Consider the following 21491-nt stretch of genomic DNA (forward strand, 5'->3'; position numbering starts at 1 on the left):
TTTTACACAAAATATTTTGTCACTTTATAATTATAATATACATTTGTGTAAAAATAACGCAAATGTATTTAAATTTAGATGCTCAATTTACACCTTTTGGTACCGAAAATAGTATGTCGTTTCAATCGTTTACTTTTTCGGGAGGAGAACCACATATAAAAATAAATGAAGATTTATCTACTGTAAAAGAAGTAACAGTAACCACACGAGTGCAATCGTTTAACGATTTTGGTGTGTTGCTTTTAGCTATAGATGCTTTAAAACGTTTTTATATAGAAAAGATAAATGTGTTCATCCCGTATTTTCCAGCAGCAAGACAGGATCGAGTTATGGTAAAAGGAGAACCCTTATCTGTAAAAGTGTATGCCGAACTTTTAAATCATTTAAAGCTAAACAAAGTCACAGTTTTCGATGCGCATTCCGAAGTGACTTCGGCTGTATTAAATAATTGTGAAGTAATAACCAATCACAGTTTTATAAAACAAGTAATAAAAGCAATAGGAAAAGACCTTGTTTTAGTATCACCAGATGGTGGAGCGTTAAAGAAAATTTATAAAGTGTCTGAATATTTAGGAGGCATTCCAGTAATAGAATGCTCTAAAAAAAGAAATGTAAAGAATGGAACACTTGAAGGTTTTAAAGTTTATGAAGACGATTTAAAAGGAAAAACGTGTTTAATCGTAGATGATATTTGCGATGGCGGTGGTACATTTTTAGGCTTAGCAGAAGCACTAAAAGAAAAAAATGCAGGCGATTTATATCTATCAGTAAGTCACGGTATTTTTAATAAAGGATTTAAAACCTTAAATGAAAAGTTTACTAAAGTATTTACAACAGATAGTTTTAAAACTATTGAAAGTGATGAAGTAGAGCAAATGAAGTTGAAAGATATGGTAATAAAGAAATGAAAACAATAACATTATATAGACCAGTAGGAGAGAAAGAACTGATTTTAATAGCAGAAAGTAATTTTAAAACCTTTCCACCAAGATTAGAACAACAGCCTATTTTCTATCCTGTTCTAAATGAAGAATATGCTACAGAAATAGCATCACAATGGAATACAAAAGATGCTTTTGGAAATTACTTAGGTTTTGTAACAGAATTTAAAATAACAGAAGACGAATATTTAAAATATAAAGTAGAAAATGTAGGTGGAAAAATTCATAACGAATTATGGGTGCCAGCAGAAGATTTAGAAACATTCAATACAAATATAGTTGGAGATATTAAAGTGATTAAAGTATGTATTGGAAGTCAATTTAAAAATGCATCACATCCGTTGGTGCAGTCGCAAATTGACAAACTAAAAGATTAAAAAAACAAATGAAAAATATAGTAATACTTAGCGGCGCAGGAATAAGTGCAGAGAGCGGCATACAAACCTTTAGAGATAGCGATGGGTTGTGGGAAAACCACAATATACAAGATGTCGCGAGTCCTGCAGGATGGCGAAAAGATAGAGCATTAGTTCTAGACTTTTATAACCAAAGACGTCAACAGTTAAAAGACGTAAAACCTAATAAGGCACATGAACTAATAAAAGATTTAGAAACGTTTTATAACGTGCAAATTATAACCCAAAACATAGACGATTTACATGAAAGAGCAGGTTCTAAAAATGTGTTGCATTTACATGGAGAATTAAATAAATCAAGATCCTCTAATAATGCTAAATTAATCTACTCGCAAGATGGAGATATTAATATAGGAGATAAAGCAGAAGACAATGCGCAATTAAGACCACATATTGTCTGGTTTGGCGAAGATGTACCCTTAATGGTAGAGGCTGAAAAAATAGTGAAAGAAGCAGATATCTTAATAGTAATAGGTACTTCCATGCAAGTTTACCCAGCAGCAGGTTTGGTAAATAATATCTCGGCAGAATGTACATTAGTAGTTATAAATCCGAATGATACAGATTTCGATTTTAATGGTAGAGCAGTACACATAAAAGAAAATGCAACAAAAGGAATGAGGTATTTGTATAATGAGTTAATACCTAAATAAGTTGCAAATAATAATATTAAAAATATAGAAAGTAGGATATCTAAACGAGATTCCTGCCTTCGCAGGAATGACATGAAACTAAATATAAAATCATACACAGAACAACTAAAAGAATGGCCAGAGAAAGGACATTATATCATGGCACAATACAATGATGAAGAAATCATAGTATACCAATCATACAGACCATCTAAAGGTAATTTTGCAGTACGCAATCAATATTTTGGAGGCGACTTTAAATACACCAGAATGACATGGATAAAACCTAATTTTTTATGGATGATGTACCGAAACGGTTGGGGCACAAAAGAAGGGCAAGAAGTCGTATTAGCAGTACACTTAAAACGAGAAGCCTTTGAACGCTATTTAAGTAAAGCGGTGTATTCCAATTTTCAAGAAGACTTATACCCAAGTCTAGAAGATTGGAAAACCGAAGTAAAAAACTCATCTGTACGTTTACAATGGGATCCAGACCATGATCCTTACGGCGCAAAAATAGAACGCCGAGCGATACAAATAGGCGTTAGAGACGAGGAAATAGTAAACTATGCAACAAAAGATATTATTAAAATAGAAGATATTTCAGAATTTGTAAGAACACAACACCAACACGTTTTAAATGACGAATTAGAGAAATTAATAGTGCCAGAAGAGAAGCCCTATTTTAGTAATAATGATGAGGTAAATAAACGATTACGATTAAAATGAAAGCAAATACAATAGAAAATACATTTTTAGGATTGGCCATTGGTGATGCTTTAGGGGTTCCAGTAGAATTTAAAGACAGAGCATACCTAAAACAATATCCAGTAACAGATATGATGGAGTTTGGTTCGCATCATCAACCCATGGGAACATGGAGTGATGATAGTTCTCTAACGTTTTGTTTAGCAGAAAGTCTAAGTAAAAAATACAATTTAGAAGACATTGCTAAAAAGTTTGTAAAATGGTATAACGCAGAACTTTGGACACCTCATGGGAAAGTATTTGATATTGGTATAGCAACTAATCGGGCAATTAATACTTTTATAAAAGGAAGTCCGGCAGTATTATCTGGAGGAACGGGAGAATTCGATAATGGAAATGGTTCACTTATGCGAATAAGTCCAATAGCATTCTATGTAAAAGATATGCCTATAGAAAAACGATACGATATCATTAAAGATGTATCCTCTATAACACATGGACATATACGCTCTATAATAAGCTGCTTCATTTATGTTGAATATATGTTAGAATTATTGGTAAACGAAGATAAGTTTGACGCTTATTACACTATGAAGAAACGCATAAATAATTTTCTAAATACGAACCCAATATGTTCACAAAATGAAATAAATAAGTTTCATCTCATTTTAGAAAACCCGATTAACGATTATGTTATTGAACCAGTATATTCTTTGGAAGAAAAAGAAATAAGTAGTTCAGGATATGTATTAAATACTTTAGAAGCTAGCTTGTGGTGTTTCCTAAATACAGATAATTATAAAGAAACTGTTTTAAAAGCAGTAAACCTAGGTGAAGATACAGATACAACCGCCTGTGTGGTTGGTGCTTTAGCGGGATTACATTACGGAAAAGAAAACATTCCACAAGATTGGATAGAGAAATTAGTAAAGAAAGATGATATTATTAAACTAAGTGGTAAGCTTTCAAGAAAGTTGAAATTATGAAAATAGAACTAATAAAAGCAGACATAACCACAATAGAAATAGACGCAATCGTTAATGCCGCTAACGCTTCGCTATTAGGAGGCGGCTGTGTTGATGGCGCTATCCATCGTGCTGGTGGGCGCTATTTTAGAAGATTGTAAAGCTATAAGAAACAAGCAAGGCAAATGTAAAACAGGAGAAGCAGTAATAACCACCGCAGGACATTTACCAGCCAATAAAGTAATACACACAGTAGGACCAGTATATAATAAAGGCAGTAGAGTAGAAGAAAAAAAAGAACAATTAGCAAACTGCTATAAAAACAGTTTAAAACTAGCAGAAGACAATAGTTTAACTTCTATAGCATTCCCTAACATAAGTACAGGAATATATAAGTTTCCAAAAGTATTAGCAGCAGAAATAGCTATAAGTACAGTTAAACAATACAATAGCGAAACAATAGAAAAAGTAGTCTTTGTTTGCTTCGATGATGAAAATTATGAATGTTATAGAGCGTTATTAACTGAATAACGTAAAAATCATAGTTCAACATTTTACTTTTAAAATAGCCCTATAACGTCAGCTCGAGTGATTCCGATAGCTATCGGAATCGTATCGAGAACAAAAGAAACAATAACAAAATTAAAAAGAAAGTAGTGATTATATTCCTGCTTTCGCAGGAATATAATGAAACTAACACTACACGGCTACTCCACAGCATTATTCGCAACGTGGTACTTTATAGAAGAACTCGGTATACTATTCGATGCAGGAGATGGCGTTGTATCGAATCTTTTAGGAAAAGCAGGGAAAATTAGAAACGTATTTGTATCACATGCCGATAGAGATCATTTAACAGGACTGTTTCAGTACAACCAATTGTTTTCAAAAACAAGCTTAAACATTCATTATCCAAAAGATGCGAACTCGTTTCAACACCTTAATGCATTCTTAGAACAATTCGACCCGCACATTAATAAAGCCAATTGGAAGCCATTACAAAATGAAGAAGCTATTACAATTAAAAACGGTTATTCTGTGCAAGGCTTCGAAAACAAACATATAGATGTGCCGGGACAATTAAAAAGTTTATCCTATAAAGTTATAGAAACCAAGCATAAATTAAAAACTGAGTTTTCCAATTTAAGCGGGAAAGCCATTGTAGCATTAAAAGCAGAAAAAGGAGACAATTATATAAAAGAAAAAGAAGAAACCAATGTACTAATCTATTCGGGAGACACACCAGTATTCGATTATTCAAAATACGATAACTGTAAAACATTAATACACGAAGCCACCTTTTTAACTAAGGAAGAAACACAAACAAAAAACAATAAAAACAAACACAGTTCCTTAGAAGAAGTGCTAGAAATGGCAGCGAATATTTCAATAGAACAATTAATTCTAGGACACTTCTCTTCAAGATACGATATAAAAGACATAGACCAAAAAATAAAAGAAGGCATAAAACACTATAATATAAAAATACCAGTGTACAGAATGCCAATAGGAAGAATGCAGAAAGACATACTAAACGGAAAACCTATCAATTAAAATGAATGACAAAAATAAAAAACGAATCAGTAAATTTCTAAGCCTAATCCTTAGACATAACCCAGATAAAATAGGATTAGAATTAGACGAAAACGGTTGGGCAGACATCAACGAACTAATAACAAAAGCCAATAAAAGAAATGTAAGGTTCTCAAAGGAAAATTTAGAAGATATTGTAGAAACAAACGATAAAAAACGCTTTGCATTTAACGACGATAAAACAAAAATAAGAGCAAACCAAGGACACTCAATCACAACAATAGATTTAAAATTGGATGCCTTAGAACCACCAGCGTATTTATATCATGGAACCGTAGGTAAATTTATAAACGCTATAAAAATAAACGGACTGCAAAAAATGAGCAGGCAACACGTACATCTAACAAGCGAATTAGAAACCGCAGTAAAAGTAGGAAGCAGAAGAGGGCAAGCCATTATTTTAAGCATAAGAGCAAAAGACATGCACGATAAAGGCTATGCATTTTATCAATCGGAAAATGGCGTTTGGTTAACAGAAGCAGTGCCACCAGAATTTATAGCATTTAAAAATTAAATGAGAACACTAAAAAATAGTAATACAGTTCGTTTAATATGTAATAGATAATAATAAATAGTAACGTCAGTTCGAGTGATTCCGATAATTATCGGAATCGTATCGAGAACAAATTTTAAAATATAAATGTATAACAGTTTAATACAGAATATATTTTGTACTAAATGAAAAGCTTTTAATGAAAAAGATAGATTCCCGTTTTTACGGGGAATAAATATGAAAAAAATAGAATTACATCCAACAATATTTCTTGTAGAAGATTTTTTAACTTCGGAAGAATGTGATGCACATATCGCCTTTAGCAATACACAAGAATTTGAAGAAGCTAAAATAAATAGTGGAGGCGTACAAGTGATGAATAAAGGCGTGCGTAATAACGATAGAATACTATTCTTTAATAACGATTTAGCCGAAACCCTTTGGCAACGTGTAAAACAATATGTTCCAGAAGAAATGGGGTTATTTACAGGCTATGGACTAAACGAAATGTTTAGAATATACCGTTACACCAAAGGCCAACGCTTTAAAATGCATAGAGACGGAAGCTATAAACGTAACGATAAAGATTGTAGTTTCTTTTCGTTAATCATTTATTTAAACGACGATTTCGAAGGCGGAGAAACAGAATTTAGAAAGCTTTTTACAGTAGCACCAAAAAAAGGAACAGCATTGCTTTTCCATCATCCGCACAGACACGAAGGCAAAGAATTATTAGAAGGCGTAAAATATGTATTACGAACAGATGTAATGTATAAAATAATGTAAGTATGTTTAACAATTATGGTTAGTTTATGTTTATTGTATGTATCTGTAAAAGAAAATAGAGTAGTCCAAAAAAGAGGATGGAAAGTTGTAAAAAAGGATAGAGATAGTATTTTTTACAAGGAGAAAGTAAATGAAGAATGGAAATCTATTGTAATAGATGGAGAATTATTACTAGGTAAAATAAATTTCGTCATTTATTTTAAAACGAAAGAAGAGTGGAAGTAATACCCAGAATGGGCACAAAATAGAACAGAAATAATAAATAGAATTAAAATAAAATTTCCTGCAAATGAAACGGAATATGTTAGAGATTAGATTACAAAAGACAAAAAAATAAAATAATTATCGTCAGTTAGAGTGCCAAATCTGTGATTTGGTGTATCGAAAACAAGATAATTATGGTAACAAACATTAAATGTCAAAACAAACAAGTATAATATAACACCATTGGCATAAAATAGAAAAGAGTAGCAGATGAGAACATTAGTAATAGGAGATATACACGGCGGATTAAAAGCATTAACCCAACTTTTAGAACGCGTAACATTAACTAAAGACGATACTTTAATATTTCTAGGTGATTATGTAGACGGTTGGAGCGAATCGGCACAAGTTATTCAGTACCTAATAGAACTATCAGAACAAAACCATTGCATCTTTATAAAAGGAAATCACGATGTATGGTGCGAAGATTGGTTACGAACAGGAGAAGGCGAAGCCGTTTGGTTAGCGCACGGCGGAAAAGAAACCATGGAAAGTTACAAGCTTTTTACAGCAGAAGACCGTCTAAAACACCTTAACTTTTTCGAGCGTATGAAACTCTACCACATAGATGCCGAAAACCGTTTATATATTCACGCAGGATTTACTTCTTTACAAGGTATAGAACACGAAAAATTTGCTATGAACTATTATTTCGATAGAACCCTTTGGGAAACAGCAGTAAGTATGGATGTTACCATAGAAAAAGATTACTATCTCTACCCAAAGCGCCTAAAACTATATAAAGAAATATACATAGGTCACACACCAACCCTACGTTACGACTCCGATAAACCTATGAATGCCATTTGTGTATGGAACATAGACACGGGCGCAGCCTTTAATGGAAAACTAAGTGCTTTAGATATAGAAACCAAAACCATTTGGCAAAGCAACGAAGTACAAACCTTATATCCCGAGGAAAGAGGGCGAAATCACAGCCCGTATCGATTGATTAAGAAAAAATAATATGAACGTCAGTTCGAGTGAAATCTTGATAAAGATTTTGTATCGAGAACAAATTTTATACACAAAATTTTATTCTAAATAAAAAGAGAGTAGTTAATATGGTTTATACATCAAAAATTAAGTTACCATTAAAAGAAAAAGACAAAAAATATTATTTTTTAGCAGGAAGTATCGATTATCATTTGGCAGGAAATTGGAGAGAAAAAGTAATCAAGAAAATGGAGCATCTAGGTCATTTTTTTAATCCTACTAGAATTGAACATGACACGTTTAATGATTCTCAGATGAATAAACATATTGAATGGGAGTTAAATGCTTTGGATTTATCCGATAAAATTCTATTAAATTTTTTGCCTAACGCAAAATCACCTATTTCATTAGTAGAATTAGGACTGTATGTAAAAACCTCTAAGTTAATAGTGGTTTGTCCAAATCAATTTTATCAAAAGCGATATGTTTACACGATATGTGAAAAGTATAATACGCCTTGTTTTAATGATTTAGATAAAGCGATTAAATATTTAAGAAAAGATAATTAAATAAAAACGAAAATAAGATTAATACCCTATACCCTTATGAACCCACTACTATATACAGATGGCTACAAAGTAGACCACAGAAGACAATACCCAAACCAAACCACTTTAGTCTATTCTAACTGGACCCCAAGAAAAAGTAGAATAGCAGGTGTAAATGAGGTTGTGTTTTTCGGCCTACAATACTTTATAAAAAAGTATATCATCGAAGACTTCAATACTAATTTCTTTGCAAAAGACAAAGCTGAGGTATGTAAAAACTATTCAAGACGCATTAACAACTATTTAGGCGAAAACAAAGTCGGGATTAAACATATAGAAGACTTGCATGATTTAGGCTATTTACCAATGGTAATAAAAGCACTACCAGAAGGTGTGTCTGTTCCTATTCGTGTACCTATGTTAACCATGTACAATACAAAAGACGAGTTCTTTTGGTTGACTAATTACTTCGAAACTATTTTGTCTACAACCTTATGGTTACCGTGTAACTCTGCAACCATAGCAAAACAATATAGAGGTATATTAGACAAGTATGCAGCAGAAACATCATCCGTTCCAGAATTTGTAGACTGGCAAGGGCATGATTTTTCTATGCGAGGCATGGGCGGATTGGAATCGGCAATATTGTCGGCAGCAGGACACCTATTAAGCTTTACGGGAACAGATACCATACCAACTATCGACTTTTTAGAAACCTATTACAATGCTAATTCAGACACAGAATTAGTAGGAGGCTCGGTAGCCGCAACAGAACACTCAGTGATGTGTATGGGAACCAATACAGGCGAACAAGACACCTTTAAGCGTTTAATAACAGAAGTGTATCCAAATGGTATTGTCTCTATAGTGTCCGATACTTGGGATTTATGGAAAGTACTTACAGAGTATCTACCAAACCTTAAAAACAAAGTACTCGCAAGAGATGGTAAAGTAGTGATTAGACCCGATAGTGGAGATCCAGTAGATATTATTTGTGGAAACCCTAACGGTAAAACCGAAGAAGAACGCAAAGGCGTTATTCAATTACTATGGGATACCTTTGGAGGAGCAACAAATACAAAAGGCTACAAAGAATTAGATGCACATATCGGTGCCATTTATGGAGACAGCATCACCTTAGAACGTGCGACGCAAATTTGCGAGCGCTTAAAGAAAAACGGATTCGCCTCTACGAATGTTGTTTTAGGGATTGGTTCATTTACATACCAATATAATACTAGAGATACTTTTGGTTTTGCAATGAAAGCAACCTATGGAGAAGTAGACGGCGAAGGACGAGAAATATATAAAGACCCAATAACAGACGATGGTACAAAAAAATCTGCCAAAGGTTTAATTAAAATTGTAAAAGAAAATAACAGTTATAAATTAATAGATCAAGTTTCTTGGGAAGAAGAGCAGCAAGGCGAATTAAAAGAAGTCTACAGAGATGGAGAACTACTTATAGACGATACGCTACAATCTATTAGAAAAAGAATAAAGTAATGTATTAATATATTTACATATAACCACACTATTACTTTTTATGTAAGCAGATATTTAAGGTGATATATTCAAAAAGTCCTCATTTGAAAATGTTTAAAACGTTTCAAATGAGGACTTTTTATATGTAAATACGCTTTTTTTGAAATAAGCACTCTTTTATGGGTAACAGATATAAGGTTAAGGCTATATATAAGTAAATGGTGGTATCTGAAAAACCAATAATAATAGAGTAAGAACAAAAAAACCAATAATTATGAAATTAAAAACCAGAATGTTAACAGTAGCGTTTCTTTCATTATCAGTACTATTTAGTAGTTGCGATAAAGAGGAAGTAGATCAAGTACCTAACACAACGTTAGAAAACGAAGAAGTAGTAGTGCATATTTTAGAAAAAGACCAAACATTTACAGTACAATCTTTAGATGAAGCATTAGCTACAATAGAGGCAGATTATAAAGAAGCGTTTTGGTCTAAAGGGGCAATAAATAAAATAAAACTGCTACAAGAAGAATTAGAATATTCAAAAACATTAGATTTAACACGAGCAGATGTAGAAGAAGAGTATACAGCACATTTAAAAGATAAATATAGTGCCAATACCGAGTATTCTAAAGCAACAAGTGGTATTTTATGGGATGGTAACCTAACAGGCTTTCTTTCGGTTACAACCGTTCCGTTTAATTTAACTTCTAGTAAACGCAACCGTGCATCGTCTTGGCAGTGTATCGTTCCAGGAAGCGTAATTTTATGCGATAAAACATGGTTTAGAGGTAAAAAAGTAATACTTGTAGGTATTCCTCCATTTCGTGTTTTGTTAGGAGGCGGAATATATAATTTTGATAATAGAACAGATTCGTTCTTTTAGTAGTTAGTGTTTATATTATTAATTAATAAAAAAGAGGCTGTATAAAAAGTATTAAAAGTGTCATTTTGAATTTATTTTAGAATCTCATCAAACCCATTTTAAATGGTTATGAGAAACCGAATCAAGTTCGATTTGACGATTTTTTCACTTTTATGCAGCCTCTAAGTTTTATGGAAATAACGGCGATAATATTACTATTAATTACAGCGTGCTATATCTAGTAAGCGGTTAGACAATTATTATAGATTAGATTTTGCTATAAAGTATAAGTTCTCCCTTTTAGAAATCAAAAAATAAAATTTACTGCGGGGTTTTCACAGGACCGTGCACCTAATTTAGCTTTAAGAATAAACTTGTAATTAAGCAATGTGCTTTAAATAGTAGTTGTATAAATCGTTAGCAGAAGCACCAAACCATTTTTTTATATAAATAGCCCAGAAGTGGTACTGTAGTTTCCAAATACCGTGTCGCTCGTATAAACGTGCTGAGGTTTTAATTTTTTTATTAATAACAACAAACTGTTTACGTTTGTACAATTCGTTAATTAAAATATTGTCTTCGTAGATTACATAAGATTCATCGAAACCGCCAATGTCGTTAAATAATGCTTTGGTAATAAATTGGCTTTGGTCTCCACCACGACAAGCACGCCATGAAAACTGAGTTAACCAACTAGCCAAGCGAAGCCACCAGTGGTTATTATCAAACTGTAGCCTAAAACAACCAGCAAGATGCCCTTTTTTAACTTCATCTATAATATACTGGTCATATCTATTAGGCGGGAAAGAATCTGCATGTAAAAAATATAAAATATTACCTTTTGCAGCTTTTACACCAGTATTCATCTGTTTCGCACGTCCCTTTTTAGAGTTGAGTAAAACTATTTTAAGATCTAATTTTTTAATGATATTAATTGTATCATCAGTACTACCACCATCGACTACAATAATTTCAGAAATAGCTTGTAATGATGCATTATCGATTAAATGATTAAGAAGGGTTTCTATAGTCTCTGCTTCATTTAAAACAGGAATTATAACGGATATATTATCTTTCATTAACTATTATAACGTCTACTAGGTTAATTTAGTTATTTAAGCTCCAATTATAATCTTTAAAGCTTTTTTTAGCATTTTTAGAGATGGTAATATCCGAATATTTGTTTAAAAAATCTATAAGCGAACCTTCTGTTTTAAAATCTTTAGCAAACCATTTAAATATTTTAGATAATTTAATAGCGTTTGCCGATATGTTATTGCGTTTAGGATCTTTTAAAAACTCTTTGGTAGCTCTAGTTAATTGGTTTTCTAAACGGGATGCTGTAAAGGCTTCATTCAATAGTTTAGGGCAAGAAAAAGAAGCGCAAACGATACCAAAATGAATACGCGGTTCGTCCATTTTTCGTAATATTTGATGCTCTATTTCATCTAAATTATACCACTTGTTACCCAATTTCCATAACCTTTGTTCCCACGGGTTATTAATATCTTTAATACTTTCTATTGGATAGTTTCTAATAATTAAGTCCACAGTCATAGCATTATATGCATTTATCCAATAGGCTATTTTTTCTGCTTTAGACCATGTATTATTTGGCATATTGTCGCCTAAAGTATGTATGTAGTTTGTAAGCGCTTTTCTATTACTTTTTAATCCTTTATAGTTTACATTACCTGTATTGGTAACATAGTGTTGTAATAGCGTATTCCATGCACTATGGTTAAAACCTGTTTTAGTTGTTGTTTCAATGACTTCTTCTTCTTCTTCTTCTTTAGTAGTTTGAGACTCTATTGGCGTTGGTGTTTCTGCAATAACAGAAGGTTCAACAGGTTCTGTGCTAGTAGTATTTTGCGTCTCTGGTGTTGCGGGGGTTTCTTTAACAAGAACAACTTCTGTTGTATCTGTTTGGGAGTCATTAACGGTACGTTTTGTACTGCCACAAGAAGTTAATAGGAATAATATAAATAGAATAACTACTGTGTTTTTCATTTAACAAATTTTTTGTTTAAGTCTAATAGACTAGTTTAAATTGTATTATTTTTTTAAAGGATATAGCTCCTGACTTACAAAGTCTTTAGGGAAGGTTTCGTCTCCTTCAAATCCAAGTTCTATATCTCTGCCATTGTGCGGAATGTAATTTGTTTTAAACAAATAATCCCAAATACTTAAAGTTAGTCCGTAATTAACACCATAACTTACATGTTTAGGTAAATCTTTGGCATGATGCCAGATATGCATTTTAGGGTTGTTAAAAATGTATTTTAAAGGCCCATAATCCCAACCTAAATTGGCATGATTTATATGGCCAATAGTAATTGCAAAGAAGTGTACAATAGCAACGTGTTGAGCATCGAACCCTCCAATTATTGCAATAGGTATATATAACATAGATTTATATACAATAGGCTCCATCCAATGGTAACGTAAATGCGCTGCAAACCCCATCTCTTTTACACTATGGTGAACTTTATGGAAGTTCCATAAAAACTCGAACCTGTGTAATAGTCGGTGTGTATTCCATTGAGTGAAATCGCTAATTATAAAAAAGATAAATAAGCCTAACCCTAATGGTAAATTGTCAACGTCAAATAATTGAAAATTAGAAATGGACAGACCAATATGTTGCAATAAATCATTAAAAAGCGCTGCAGTAGTGTCAGATAAAGCGACGAGTATAATTAAATTTAAAATGAAAAAATTAAAAAACATGTAAAACGTATCTAGCCAGAAGTCTTTTCTAAAAATAGATTGTTTTTTACGCCACGGAAATATAATTTCTAAACCCCAAACTAGAATGGAAATAATAATTAAGCCGTAGAAATAATTATCCCAATGATTAATAGTTATAATTTCATTTTTAAGATAGTTCCAGTAATTCGTATAGGAGCTTGTAACTATATCTACGTATTTATCCATAGCTGTGTCTATATTTAGTAAAGTTATATTAAAAATAACATATTATATAATATTCAGTGAATAATAAAAAATGAATGGATTACTCGATAAATGTGAACAGAGTTACCTAACTACTTTTTTAAAATACACGTCTTAAATAGGTATTTAATATTAGGTCTTTGAAATTATCGTTAGCACCATTGTTGTAAGCTAGAAAACATGCAGGAAGTAAATAAAAGAATTTAATATTAAAAAAGAAAGTAGCAGCCTTAAAAGCGGCATTCTGAATTTAGTTTAGAATCTCATTAAACTAATTTTTAGTTGTTATGAGAAACCGAATCAAGTTCGGTTAGTCTAAAATGTTACTTTTTAAACAGCCTCTTTCTTTTTTATATAAGTTTTATTGTTTAACAACAACCACCTCCATCGTAATGGAAAGTAGATTCAGAAAAATAAATATCGTCTCTTCCTAAAGCTTGCAATGCAGCGGCTGTTTTATCGCAAATAGCTAATGGCTGGTTTTTTAATAAAACATGGCCTTGCTTGTCATCAAAAAAGTCTTCATCTCCATAATAAATAGCTGCTTTACCAGTAAAAATACACGGCCCATCTGCAGGCATCGGATCTTTTATAGCAGCAACTTCAATAGATTCTATATAAATCAACTCGTCTGTAGGATAGTTTTTAGGGTCTAAAATACGGTATGGTTTACGTGCTCTAATTTCTATAGTACCAAATCCAGCATCTGTTAATGCTTTTACATATTCGGCTATTGGCAAACTACCACTTAAACATAAAGCACGTAATCTATCATCATTACGTAATTCATCATTCATAGGTTGCTCGCAAGTAGGATCGCTCATTACTAAGCGGCCGTGTGGCTTTAGAACGCGATACATTTCGGCTATTGCTTTCTTTAAATCGTCTGCTTTAAAAATATTAAATAAGCAATTTTGTGCAGCAACATCAATACTATTATCTTCTACAGGAAGATGCATTGCATCTCCTTTTTTTAGATCAACAAATTCACTTTTAAACCACGGGTTTTGCGCTTCTGCTTCTATAAAGTTTTTTCTAGACGCTTCTAACATCTCATCTACAACATCAATACCAACAACACCTCCTTTTTGGCGATTAAAATATGAAAATTGCAGTAATTCCATACCGCCACCAACACCAACATATAGCATTTTTGGGTTATTAGTTAAGTCTCTTGCATGTACGGTGCTTCCGCAACCATAATTCATCTCTTGCATTATTCTAGGGATTTTTAAACCCGGTAACTCCCAAATAGGATTAGTAGTGCAGCATAACCCAACATCTGGCGTCAAGGCTGCTTCTTTATATACATCGTGTGTAGCGTCTAAATAACTCATATCTTAATTTTAATAACCTTCTCTATACAATACAATAAATGATAAAGGAGTGATCTGTTAGGATTATAATTGTTTTATTAAAGCCTTAAAAAGTGTAATCATATTTGGCTCTGCTTTAGTTGCCATAGCAATAATTTCACCAATGTCTACAGGTTTTAAATTATCTGGATCGCATTCGTCTGTTAGCACAGAAATGGCTGCAGTTTTTAAATTTAAATGATTAGCAACTATTATTTCTGGAACGGTACTCATGCCTACAGCATCTGCTCCAATAATTTTAAGCATTCTATATTCTGCTCTCGTTTCTAATTGAGGCCCAACAACACTAGCATATACACCTTCATGAAGTATAATGTTATTAGATTTTGCAATACTTTTAAAAATACTATTTATGTGGAGGTTATACGGTGCGCTCATATCTGTAAAGCGTTCTCCTAAATTTTCTACACCTTTAAAAGCTAAAGGCGAACTGCCTTGAAGATTTATATGGTCTTCAATAAGCATAAGTTCACCTTTTTTAAAGTTCAAGTTTATTGCTCCTGCAGCATTGGAAACTAGTAAAGTGTTTATTCCTAGTTTTTCCATAATACGTACTGGATAGGTAACTTCTTGTAATGAGTAGCCTTCATATAAATGAAAACGCCCTTGCATTACAATAACTTTTTTGTCTGCTAATATGCCATAAATTAATTTACCTTTATGAAACTCTACTGTAGCTGTTGGAAAGTTTGGAATATCATTATAATTAACTTCTTCTATAACCTCTATTTCTTGGGTTAGTAATCCTAATCCTGTTCCTAATATTATTCCTATTTCTGGTGAGTCAAAACCTTTAGTTTGTAAATAAGTAGTAGTTTCGTTTATTAATTTTTGCATATTATGTTTAGCGTTAGTTAGCGCTTAATCAGTTTTTTAACTATTCTCTGATCGTCACTTTTAATTTCGACTAAATATACACCAGAATTTAAACCAGATAAAGAAAATGGCTGCTTTTTTAATTGTGAGTTTTTCACAGATTTAACTTTGTTTCCTAAAATGTCATAAAGTGCTATAGATAAAGGTAGTTGGTTATTGTTACGCACTTCAAATTGCTCGTTAGCAGGATTAGGAGATAGTGTAACAGATTGCTTTAATGTATTTTCATCTACACTTAAAACAAAACAATCTGGGCCTCCGGTAGAACCTAAAGCAACATGCCCCCAACGTTCGTTAATTACAATACATTGAATAACGATATAGTTAAAATCGTTTAATTCTACAGAAGCAGGAATTGGAAATGTTTTCATTCCTGTAATAGGTGATACTCCTGGGCCTCCAAAACCACCACCATCATTTTCAAGTGCAGAAGTAGAAACTTCTATAGCCTCAGACCCAGATGCTAATATATCATCTGTTTTTGATAGGTAAACTCTTAAATCGGCTCCTTGTACAGTAGCAAAATCAGATTCGAAAATAACATTTTTATCACCGCCTGTAGTAAATGTAATGTTTCCTGTTCCACTAATACTATAGGCAGGATCGCTTTGTACAAACGAACCAGATCGACCACATTGAGCATTTATAAATTGAAAAGAGGTAGCAACTAAAATTGCTAAAAAAAGTAGTTTTGTTTTCATAATATTTGTTTTAGTTTATTATAACACATAAAATGCGGCATCAACACTAAAGTAGATCCACAGTTTTATTTATTTTGAGTGTAAGACTTAAATATATTATATGGTTTTAAGTCCTCGACATAATCTATGTCGTTAAGTGTTTCTAAAACATACACATTATTATCATTTAATTTCGAAATAGTTTGTTTATACACCGTTTCGGTACCCCAATTCTCTATTTTAAAGACCGATGGATGTAGTGTTTTCATCCCCAATAAATAGTATCCGCCATCTTCTGCGGGACCAATAACATTATCGTGAGTGTTCAATGCCTTAAAAGCATCGTTAATATGTTTTGGTGATAAATCGTATAAATCACTACCAACAATTACTATGTTATCGTAGCCGTCTTCAAAGCCTTTTTTAAATGCATTTTCCATACGAACACCTAAATCGTCTCCAAATTGTTGGTATTTTTTAAAGATAGAAGCATCCCAAAGGTCATTATCCCTAACTTTTACAGAATAGTAAACGGCCTTATCACAATCTATTTGTTTTAACACACTTTCGGTATGCTCTAATAATTTAATATAAACATCTAAAGCGCCTTGTTCTCCAATACTTTTGGCTAAACGAGATTTTACTTTACCTAATTCTGGGTTTCTAGTAAAGGTTATGATTAAGTTTTTAGATTGTAATGCCATTTGTTTTATTTGCTATTAATAAGAAGCGTATTTATTTTTTATCTTTTTTAGTTGAAGGCGTTTCTGTAGGTTTTTCGTAAACTTTTTGGCCTTTTTTTAGCCATTTACTCCAATCTTTATTAAATGTATGTACTTTATTAGTCTCTTTTTCTTCTGAATTTATAATTGTAAAATCTTTGTTTTTCCATTCAAAAATACCGCCGTACAGATTATAAACATTAGTATATCCTGCTGCTTTTAATTTTTCGCCAACAGTTTCCGAACGAATACCTAAAGAACAGTACACCACTATTTTTTCATCTTTATTAGGATATTGTTTTTGTATAGAATCGATATTAAAATTATCGTAACCTACACAGGTAGCCCCTTTAATGTGGCTTACTTTATATTCGTTAGGTTCACGAGAATCTAAAATAATAGCTTTCGTTTTTGGCATCGCTAATTCTTCAGCTGTAATATAAGGTACGCCATTGTCGTTATATTGTTTCAGTAATTCGTCAATGTTTTTTTGAGCGATGACTTGTGTTGTAAAACAGGCAAAAAGTAGAATAAGGATATATTTCATCTAATTGTTTTTATGTGTCTAAAAAAACTTTAATCTATACTTTCTAAAGTAATAGTTTATAATGTAATTCCAAAACCTTGCAAACCACTTTCTACGGCAGGCAAAATTTCGGTATTATCCCAAATGCCAGTAACTATGGTTCTAGCGTATTCTTCGGGTAATAAACCGTTTTTCATTAAATTGTTGGTTAACTTGTAGTTATAGTCGAGATTATGGTGTTTATATTTCAATTCGTTATTAGTGTCTTCTAAAATGGCATACCAAACTTTTGGAGACCCATCGTTTGCAGGCATGCCAATAACCCCCGGGTTTAACCAAAGTTTGCCATCTTCTTCATGGTTAAAAGGTAAACCACAATGTCCAGCAACAATAACATCGCTATCTGTAGTTATAAAATTTGGCGCTTTTAAAGACCAATCGGTAGATTTAAAAATGAATTCTGAAATATTGGAATACGACCCATGGACCACTGTTATTTTTTTGTTAGCATATTGAAATGTTATATGGTCTGAAAATGTTTTAAGATGATTAATTGAAGCGTTTGTTAATTGACTCTGTGCGTAAGGGTACCACAATTTTGAAAACCCATCGCAACGAGAGCCTTCGGTAAAATCGCAACCACAATCGTCTGCACCTTCAATAAGCTGAACTTCTACATTACCTAAAATACTATTAGCTTTCCATAGCTTAAAAAGCTGGACTGTTTCTTCAGGCTGTGCGCAATAGCCTACAATATCTCCTGTACAGATACAATTCTCTGGAGGTATATTATGTTTTTCGGCAACTGCTTTTAATGCTTCTAAAGCTTGTAAATTGCTGTAAACGCCTCCAAAAAGAAGCACTTTACCTGTTAGTGTTCCTAAATCTGTTATTGTTTTATCCATTTTGGTATAAAATATAAAATGATACAGCTAAAAATGCCCCAAACGTTAACCCAAAGTAAATCGGCATATTTTCCTGTTGTAAAAATAAGTGCTTCTGGAAAGGCTTTAAAAACTAATAAAAACCCAAAAACTAATCCGCAGATAATACTAAGGTAAAAGCTAATTTTTGGGACGCTTACATTCCAGAATAAAAATATAGGTGTTAATCCAATTACCATAGTTCCAGATATGGTCGTTGCCGATAAAATTTCGGCACCAAAGAAAATAGGAATCGTTCCTAAAACGGCAATAGCTACCATTGCTAAACGTCCAAAAGTTAAGTTTTTTCCTAAATTTAAATCTACTGCTAATAATTTTGAAAATGATGAAAATGTTGAATCTAGTGTAGAAGCTGCTGAGGTTATCATTATAAAATTAATAACTAATAATATAACTACACCAAAGGCTTTGCCAACTTCTACAGCAGCTTGGCCTTTAAAGTCTTGAGATTGTGCATAAACGCCAATAATACTAAATAACACAATACAAATACCCCCTAATATACTCGCCCAAAGAAAACTTTTTAAAGTGACTTTTGGCGAACTTATAAAGGCACGATCGGTTAAAACAGGATCATGAAACGGATAGCTAAACGACTGAATGATGGCTGCAAATAATAAGTTTAACCCTAAACTAAAACTCCAAGTTCCTGATACAGCAACATCTTTTACGCTAAAGTTTTCTACTGAAAATACATTACCTAAAATAACAATGAGTAAAATAGAAAAGAGTACCATTTGTATAACGTCTGTAAAAATAGAACTGCTTAGCCCTCCTTTTAAGGCATAACCTAAGGTTAATAGTGTGAATACTAAAATGGCAGTATAATATGACGAACTTCCTTGCGCTCCAAAATACGAGCCAATAACCATAGTGTTGCTCCAAACCTCGTTAAATAAACGAAACACTATTAAAATAGTAAATAACGACACAGCTTGTTTGCCATATTTACTAGTTAGAAATTCGTGTATGCTATTAAAACCTCCTTTTGTTCTTAGTTTATAAATGAGTATACCAGCAATAGCAAAACTTAAATAATAGCCAGCATAAGCTACACCACCAACTACGCCAAACGCTAATCCTAAATTAGCGGCATTAGTAATACTTTTTGCAAAAATCCATGAAATGATTAAACTTCCTGTTAGTACTAAAACATTAGGTGCTTTTTTGTTATGGTTTGCCTTAAAAAAAGCATCAGGTGTTTTTGCAAGAGGAGAGAGTAGAAACAAGATTAAACTTGAACCTACTACTAAAACCCATTGCCATACTTCTGTTGTCATGTATTCTATCGTTTTGTCATTTCTACGCAGGTTAAAATCTGCTTTTACTTATTACTAATTTTCATCCCACCAAACAGGAAAATTAATACTGTTATCGTTGGTTGCGCTTGCTGCTTGGTTGTAATTTTGTGCGTTTAATGCGGCTTCTTCTGCTGGATATGGCATTCTTACAGGAATTAAATTGTTATTTAAACTTGCTGTAATGGCTCTAAATTCTGGAAATCCTGTTCTACGGTATTCTACCCAACCTTCGTAACCATTAATTAAATTTGCAATCCATTTTTGAGTAATTATTTGTTCTAATGGTGTTGTACCAGCGGCATTAAAAGCAGCGTTTCCAGATAAATAATTAGCAGGCATTTCGGTTTGCCAATACTCGAAAGCGTGTTGTACTCCAGTTTCATATAATTCTTGTGCGTTAGCTGTAATTAACCCTTTTTCGGCAGCTTCTGCTAATGCAAAATGGACTTCCCATGAGGTTATAAAATTAGCATCTAATACAGAGGTGTCTTCTCTAAATGCGCTTCCTGCTAAGGAGTAGTCTGCTAATAACACAGAGGTTGATGTCGCATCTACACCGTTTAATAGTCCGTTATATTCCTCAGTTGTGGCATTGGCAAATGGCTTGAAAAACGTTTCGATTCTAGAATCATTTAAATGGGTTAAAATATCTTCCATAGTTTCAGATAATACAAAATTGTTAAAGTCTCCAATTCTTAATTGTGCTAACCTGAAACTGTTTGGGTCAGTGTTTGTAAAGTTGAAAATGGCATTTTCAGCATTTGAAGCTATAAAATTGCCTTCGGTATAAATGGCTTGTAAATCGTTAGCGACATCTACTTTATCTGAAATACGTAACAGTTGTTTAATTTTTAATGCATTTGCAAATTTTATCCAAGCCTGTAAATCGCCATGAAACAAAATATCGCCTTCTAGCGGAATGGTTTGGGTATAATTAGTAATGGCTTCAATACCTTTGTTTAAGTTGTCTATAATACCATTATCGTTTAAATAAATAGATTCTTGCGAATCGTAAGCAGGTGTTACGGTACCGTTAACGCCATTAAAGGCTTGAAAATATGGGACATCTCCAAATAAATCGGTTAATCCGGCTGCCATATAGGCTTTTAAAATTAATGCAGGCCCTTCGTAAACAGCAAAAGTTTGTGAGCTTCTTGATTGTTTTAAAATGATCTCGTTATCGCGTAAGTTCGTATAAAATATAGGCCAAGGGTTTCCTCCTAATTGTGGTGATTTAAGGGCGTGACGATCGAATAAATTAAAGTCTAAAGCGGTTCTGTGTTGCGATAGCAAATCGCCAGCAACAAAGCCTTCGTAACTCATTTGTTCACCAAAATCGTATATTACTTGACGTAATAATAGGCTGGGTTGTACGCTATTTGGAGCATTGGGGTTGGTATTTATGTCTTCAAAATCCTTTGTACAGCTACTTGCTAGTACAAGTGTTATAAAACTGAATAGGTATATTATTTTTTTCAT

At 32.7% G+C, this 21491-nt stretch carries 24 protein-coding genes and 1 pseudogene; 14 read left to right on the plus strand and 11 right to left on the minus strand.

Annotation, left to right across the window (positions count from 1 at the left end):
• Positions 1 to 62: 62 nt before the first annotated feature.
• From prs to ACVC08_RS08675, 14 genes and pseudogenes are all read left to right on the plus strand, one after another.
• On the plus strand, positions 63 to 908 hold the full coding sequence (gene prs / locus ACVC08_RS08610; protein ID WP_452601733.1) for a ribose-phosphate diphosphokinase: 846 nt from the start codon (positions 63 to 65) through the stop codon (positions 906 to 908).
• Positions 905 to 1318 (plus strand): ADP-ribosylation/crystallin J1, encoded by a 414-nt coding sequence (locus tag ACVC08_RS08615; protein WP_452601734.1) that lies wholly within the window; start codon positions 905 to 907, stop codon positions 1316 to 1318. Before prs ends, ACVC08_RS08615 begins: the two co-directional genes overlap by 4 nt.
• A gap of 8 nt (positions 1319 to 1326) precedes the next feature.
• Entirely contained in the window at positions 1327 to 2010 is a 684-nt protein-coding gene (locus tag ACVC08_RS08620; protein WP_452601735.1) for an SIR2 family NAD-dependent protein deacylase, read from the plus strand.
• Positions 2011 to 2082: 72 nt separating this feature from the next.
• Positions 2083 to 2718: a DUF4291 domain-containing protein gene (locus ACVC08_RS08625; protein ID WP_452601736.1), complete on the plus strand. Its 636-nt coding sequence runs from the start codon at positions 2083 to 2085 to the stop codon at positions 2716 to 2718.
• Positions 2715 to 3683: an ADP-ribosylglycohydrolase family protein gene (locus ACVC08_RS08630; RefSeq protein WP_452601737.1), complete on the plus strand. Its 969-nt coding sequence runs from the start codon at positions 2715 to 2717 to the stop codon at positions 3681 to 3683. The genes ACVC08_RS08625 and ACVC08_RS08630 overlap by 4 nt, the downstream gene beginning before the upstream one ends.
• Positions 3680 to 4193: pseudogene (locus ACVC08_RS08635) on the plus strand (O-acetyl-ADP-ribose deacetylase). Before ACVC08_RS08630 ends, ACVC08_RS08635 begins: the two are co-directional and overlap by 4 nt.
• 156 nt (positions 4194 to 4349) lie before the next feature.
• Positions 4350 to 5216 carry an MBL fold metallo-hydrolase gene (locus ACVC08_RS08640; RefSeq protein WP_452601738.1) on the plus strand — a complete coding sequence of 289 codons (867 nt, stop codon included), beginning with the start codon at positions 4350 to 4352 and terminating at the stop codon, positions 5214 to 5216.
• A gap of 1 nt (position 5217) precedes the next feature.
• A complete protein-coding gene (locus ACVC08_RS08645) occupies positions 5218 to 5769 on the plus strand; it encodes an RNA 2'-phosphotransferase (RefSeq protein WP_452601739.1) in 552 nt (183 codons plus the stop codon).
• Positions 5770 to 5985: 216 nt separating this feature from the next.
• Positions 5986 to 6534, plus strand: coding sequence for a prolyl hydroxylase family protein (locus ACVC08_RS08650; protein WP_452601740.1), 549 nt, complete (start codon positions 5986 to 5988; stop codon positions 6532 to 6534).
• Positions 6535 to 6549: 15 nt separating this feature from the next.
• A complete protein-coding gene (locus ACVC08_RS08655; RefSeq protein ID WP_452601741.1) occupies positions 6550 to 6759 on the plus strand; it encodes a hypothetical protein in 210 nt (69 codons plus the stop codon).
• Positions 6760 to 7008: 249 nt separating this feature from the next.
• Positions 7009 to 7764 carry a metallophosphoesterase family protein gene (locus ACVC08_RS08660; RefSeq protein ID WP_452601742.1) on the plus strand — a complete coding sequence of 252 codons (756 nt, stop codon included), beginning with the start codon at positions 7009 to 7011 and terminating at the stop codon, positions 7762 to 7764.
• 98 nt (positions 7765 to 7862) lie between these two features.
• Positions 7863 to 8303, plus strand: a complete 441-nt coding sequence (locus ACVC08_RS08665) for a nucleoside 2-deoxyribosyltransferase domain-containing protein (protein ID WP_452601743.1) — start codon at positions 7863 to 7865, stop codon at positions 8301 to 8303.
• Between the two features lie 36 nt (positions 8304 to 8339).
• Positions 8340 to 9788, plus strand: a complete 1449-nt coding sequence (locus ACVC08_RS08670) for a nicotinate phosphoribosyltransferase (RefSeq protein WP_452601744.1) — start codon at positions 8340 to 8342, stop codon at positions 9786 to 9788.
• A 253-nt stretch (positions 9789 to 10041) separates the two neighbouring features.
• Entirely contained in the window at positions 10042 to 10653 is a 612-nt protein-coding gene (locus ACVC08_RS08675) for a hypothetical protein (protein ID WP_452601745.1), read from the plus strand.
• 359 nt (positions 10654 to 11012) lie between these two features.
• Here ACVC08_RS08675 and ACVC08_RS08680 read toward each other — a convergent pair whose 3' ends face one another.
• The 11 genes from ACVC08_RS08680 to ACVC08_RS08730 all read right to left on the minus strand — a co-directional run bounded on the left by ACVC08_RS08680 (position 11013) and on the right by ACVC08_RS08730 (position 21491).
• Positions 11013 to 11711, minus strand: coding sequence for a TIGR04283 family arsenosugar biosynthesis glycosyltransferase (locus ACVC08_RS08680; protein ID WP_452601746.1), 699 nt, complete (start codon positions 11709 to 11711; stop codon positions 11013 to 11015).
• 28 nt (positions 11712 to 11739) lie between these two features.
• The gene (locus ACVC08_RS08685) at positions 11740 to 12642 is read right to left on the minus strand and encodes a DUF547 domain-containing protein (RefSeq protein ID WP_452601747.1); all 903 of its coding nucleotides are present in this window, start codon (positions 12640 to 12642) and stop codon (positions 11740 to 11742) included.
• Positions 12643 to 12687: 45 nt separating this feature from the next.
• Positions 12688 to 13569 carry a sterol desaturase family protein gene (locus ACVC08_RS08690; protein ID WP_452601748.1) on the minus strand — a complete coding sequence of 294 codons (882 nt, stop codon included), beginning with the start codon at positions 13567 to 13569 and terminating at the stop codon, positions 12688 to 12690.
• Between the two features lie 386 nt (positions 13570 to 13955).
• The gene (gene arsM, locus ACVC08_RS08695; protein WP_452601749.1) at positions 13956 to 14924 is read right to left on the minus strand and encodes an arsenosugar biosynthesis arsenite methyltransferase ArsM; all 969 of its coding nucleotides are present in this window, start codon (positions 14922 to 14924) and stop codon (positions 13956 to 13958) included.
• 63 nt (positions 14925 to 14987) lie between these two features.
• Positions 14988 to 15800, minus strand: coding sequence for a purine-nucleoside phosphorylase (locus ACVC08_RS08700; protein ID WP_452601750.1), 813 nt, complete (start codon positions 15798 to 15800; stop codon positions 14988 to 14990).
• Positions 15801 to 15817: 17 nt separating this feature from the next.
• Positions 15818 to 16540, minus strand: a complete 723-nt coding sequence (locus ACVC08_RS08705; protein WP_452599590.1) for a DM13 domain-containing protein — start codon at positions 16538 to 16540, stop codon at positions 15818 to 15820.
• Positions 16541 to 16605: 65 nt separating this feature from the next.
• Complete coding sequence (locus ACVC08_RS08710) at positions 16606 to 17223, minus strand: TIGR04282 family arsenosugar biosynthesis glycosyltransferase (RefSeq protein ID WP_452601751.1); 618 nt, start codon at positions 17221 to 17223, stop codon at positions 16606 to 16608.
• Between the two features lie 31 nt (positions 17224 to 17254).
• Positions 17255 to 17788: a rhodanese-like domain-containing protein gene (locus ACVC08_RS08715; protein WP_452601752.1), complete on the minus strand. Its 534-nt coding sequence runs from the start codon at positions 17786 to 17788 to the stop codon at positions 17255 to 17257.
• Positions 17789 to 17844: 56 nt separating this feature from the next.
• Positions 17845 to 18672 carry a metallophosphoesterase family protein gene (locus ACVC08_RS08720; RefSeq protein WP_452601753.1) on the minus strand — a complete coding sequence of 276 codons (828 nt, stop codon included), beginning with the start codon at positions 18670 to 18672 and terminating at the stop codon, positions 17845 to 17847.
• Entirely contained in the window at positions 18657 to 19991 is a 1335-nt protein-coding gene (locus ACVC08_RS08725) for a sodium:solute symporter (RefSeq protein WP_452599586.1), read from the minus strand. The genes ACVC08_RS08720 and ACVC08_RS08725 overlap by 16 nt, the downstream gene beginning before the upstream one ends.
• A 54-nt stretch (positions 19992 to 20045) precedes the next feature.
• Positions 20046 to 21491, minus strand: a complete 1446-nt coding sequence (locus ACVC08_RS08730) for a SusD/RagB family nutrient-binding outer membrane lipoprotein (RefSeq protein WP_452601754.1) — start codon at positions 21489 to 21491, stop codon at positions 20046 to 20048.

This window comes from Pontimicrobium sp. MEBiC06410, from assembly GCF_053601615.1.

What these genes read in the sequence shown, in the direction of transcription:
- prs (WP_452601733.1), top strand. Translation starts at nt 63, where the DNA reads ATGTATTTAAATTTAGATGCTCAATTTACACCTTTTGGTACCGAAAAT.
- ACVC08_RS08615 (WP_452601734.1), top strand. Translation starts at nt 905, where the DNA reads ATGAAAACAATAACATTATATAGACCAGTAGGAGAGAAAGAACTGATT.
- ACVC08_RS08620 (WP_452601735.1), top strand. Translation starts at nt 1,327, where the DNA reads ATGAAAAATATAGTAATACTTAGCGGCGCAGGAATAAGTGCAGAGAGC.
- ACVC08_RS08625 (WP_452601736.1), top strand. Translation starts at nt 2,083, where the DNA reads ATGAAACTAAATATAAAATCATACACAGAACAACTAAAAGAATGGCCA.
- ACVC08_RS08630 (WP_452601737.1), top strand. Translation starts at nt 2,715, where the DNA reads ATGAAAGCAAATACAATAGAAAATACATTTTTAGGATTGGCCATTGGT.
- ACVC08_RS08640 (WP_452601738.1), top strand. Translation starts at nt 4,350, where the DNA reads ATGAAACTAACACTACACGGCTACTCCACAGCATTATTCGCAACGTGG.
- ACVC08_RS08645 (WP_452601739.1), top strand. Translation starts at nt 5,218, where the DNA reads ATGAATGACAAAAATAAAAAACGAATCAGTAAATTTCTAAGCCTAATC.
- ACVC08_RS08650 (WP_452601740.1), top strand. Translation starts at nt 5,986, where the DNA reads ATGAAAAAAATAGAATTACATCCAACAATATTTCTTGTAGAAGATTTT.
- ACVC08_RS08655 (WP_452601741.1), top strand. Translation starts at nt 6,550, where the DNA reads ATGGTTAGTTTATGTTTATTGTATGTATCTGTAAAAGAAAATAGAGTA.
- ACVC08_RS08660 (WP_452601742.1), top strand. Translation starts at nt 7,009, where the DNA reads ATGAGAACATTAGTAATAGGAGATATACACGGCGGATTAAAAGCATTA.
- ACVC08_RS08665 (WP_452601743.1), top strand. Translation starts at nt 7,863, where the DNA reads ATGGTTTATACATCAAAAATTAAGTTACCATTAAAAGAAAAAGACAAA.
- ACVC08_RS08670 (WP_452601744.1), top strand. Translation starts at nt 8,340, where the DNA reads ATGAACCCACTACTATATACAGATGGCTACAAAGTAGACCACAGAAGA.
- ACVC08_RS08675 (WP_452601745.1), top strand. Translation starts at nt 10,042, where the DNA reads ATGAAATTAAAAACCAGAATGTTAACAGTAGCGTTTCTTTCATTATCA.
- ACVC08_RS08680 (WP_452601746.1), bottom strand. Translation starts at nt 11,711, where the DNA reads ATGAAAGATAATATATCCGTTATAATTCCTGTTTTAAATGAAGCAGAG.
- ACVC08_RS08685 (WP_452601747.1), bottom strand. Translation starts at nt 12,642, where the DNA reads ATGAAAAACACAGTAGTTATTCTATTTATATTATTCCTATTAACTTCT.
- ACVC08_RS08690 (WP_452601748.1), bottom strand. Translation starts at nt 13,569, where the DNA reads ATGGATAAATACGTAGATATAGTTACAAGCTCCTATACGAATTACTGG.
- arsM (WP_452601749.1), bottom strand. Translation starts at nt 14,924, where the DNA reads ATGAGTTATTTAGACGCTACACACGATGTATATAAAGAAGCAGCCTTG.
- ACVC08_RS08700 (WP_452601750.1), bottom strand. Translation starts at nt 15,800, where the DNA reads ATGCAAAAATTAATAAACGAAACTACTACTTATTTACAAACTAAAGGT.
- ACVC08_RS08705 (WP_452599590.1), bottom strand. Translation starts at nt 16,540, where the DNA reads ATGAAAACAAAACTACTTTTTTTAGCAATTTTAGTTGCTACCTCTTTT.
- ACVC08_RS08710 (WP_452601751.1), bottom strand. Translation starts at nt 17,223, where the DNA reads ATGGCATTACAATCTAAAAACTTAATCATAACCTTTACTAGAAACCCA.
- ACVC08_RS08715 (WP_452601752.1), bottom strand. Translation starts at nt 17,788, where the DNA reads ATGAAATATATCCTTATTCTACTTTTTGCCTGTTTTACAACACAAGTC.
- ACVC08_RS08720 (WP_452601753.1), bottom strand. Translation starts at nt 18,672, where the DNA reads ATGGATAAAACAATAACAGATTTAGGAACACTAACAGGTAAAGTGCTT.
- ACVC08_RS08725 (WP_452599586.1), bottom strand. Translation starts at nt 19,991, where the DNA reads ATGACAACAGAAGTATGGCAATGGGTTTTAGTAGTAGGTTCAAGTTTA.
- ACVC08_RS08730 (WP_452601754.1), bottom strand. Translation starts at nt 21,491, where the DNA reads ATGAAAAAAATAATATACCTATTCAGTTTTATAACACTTGTACTAGCA.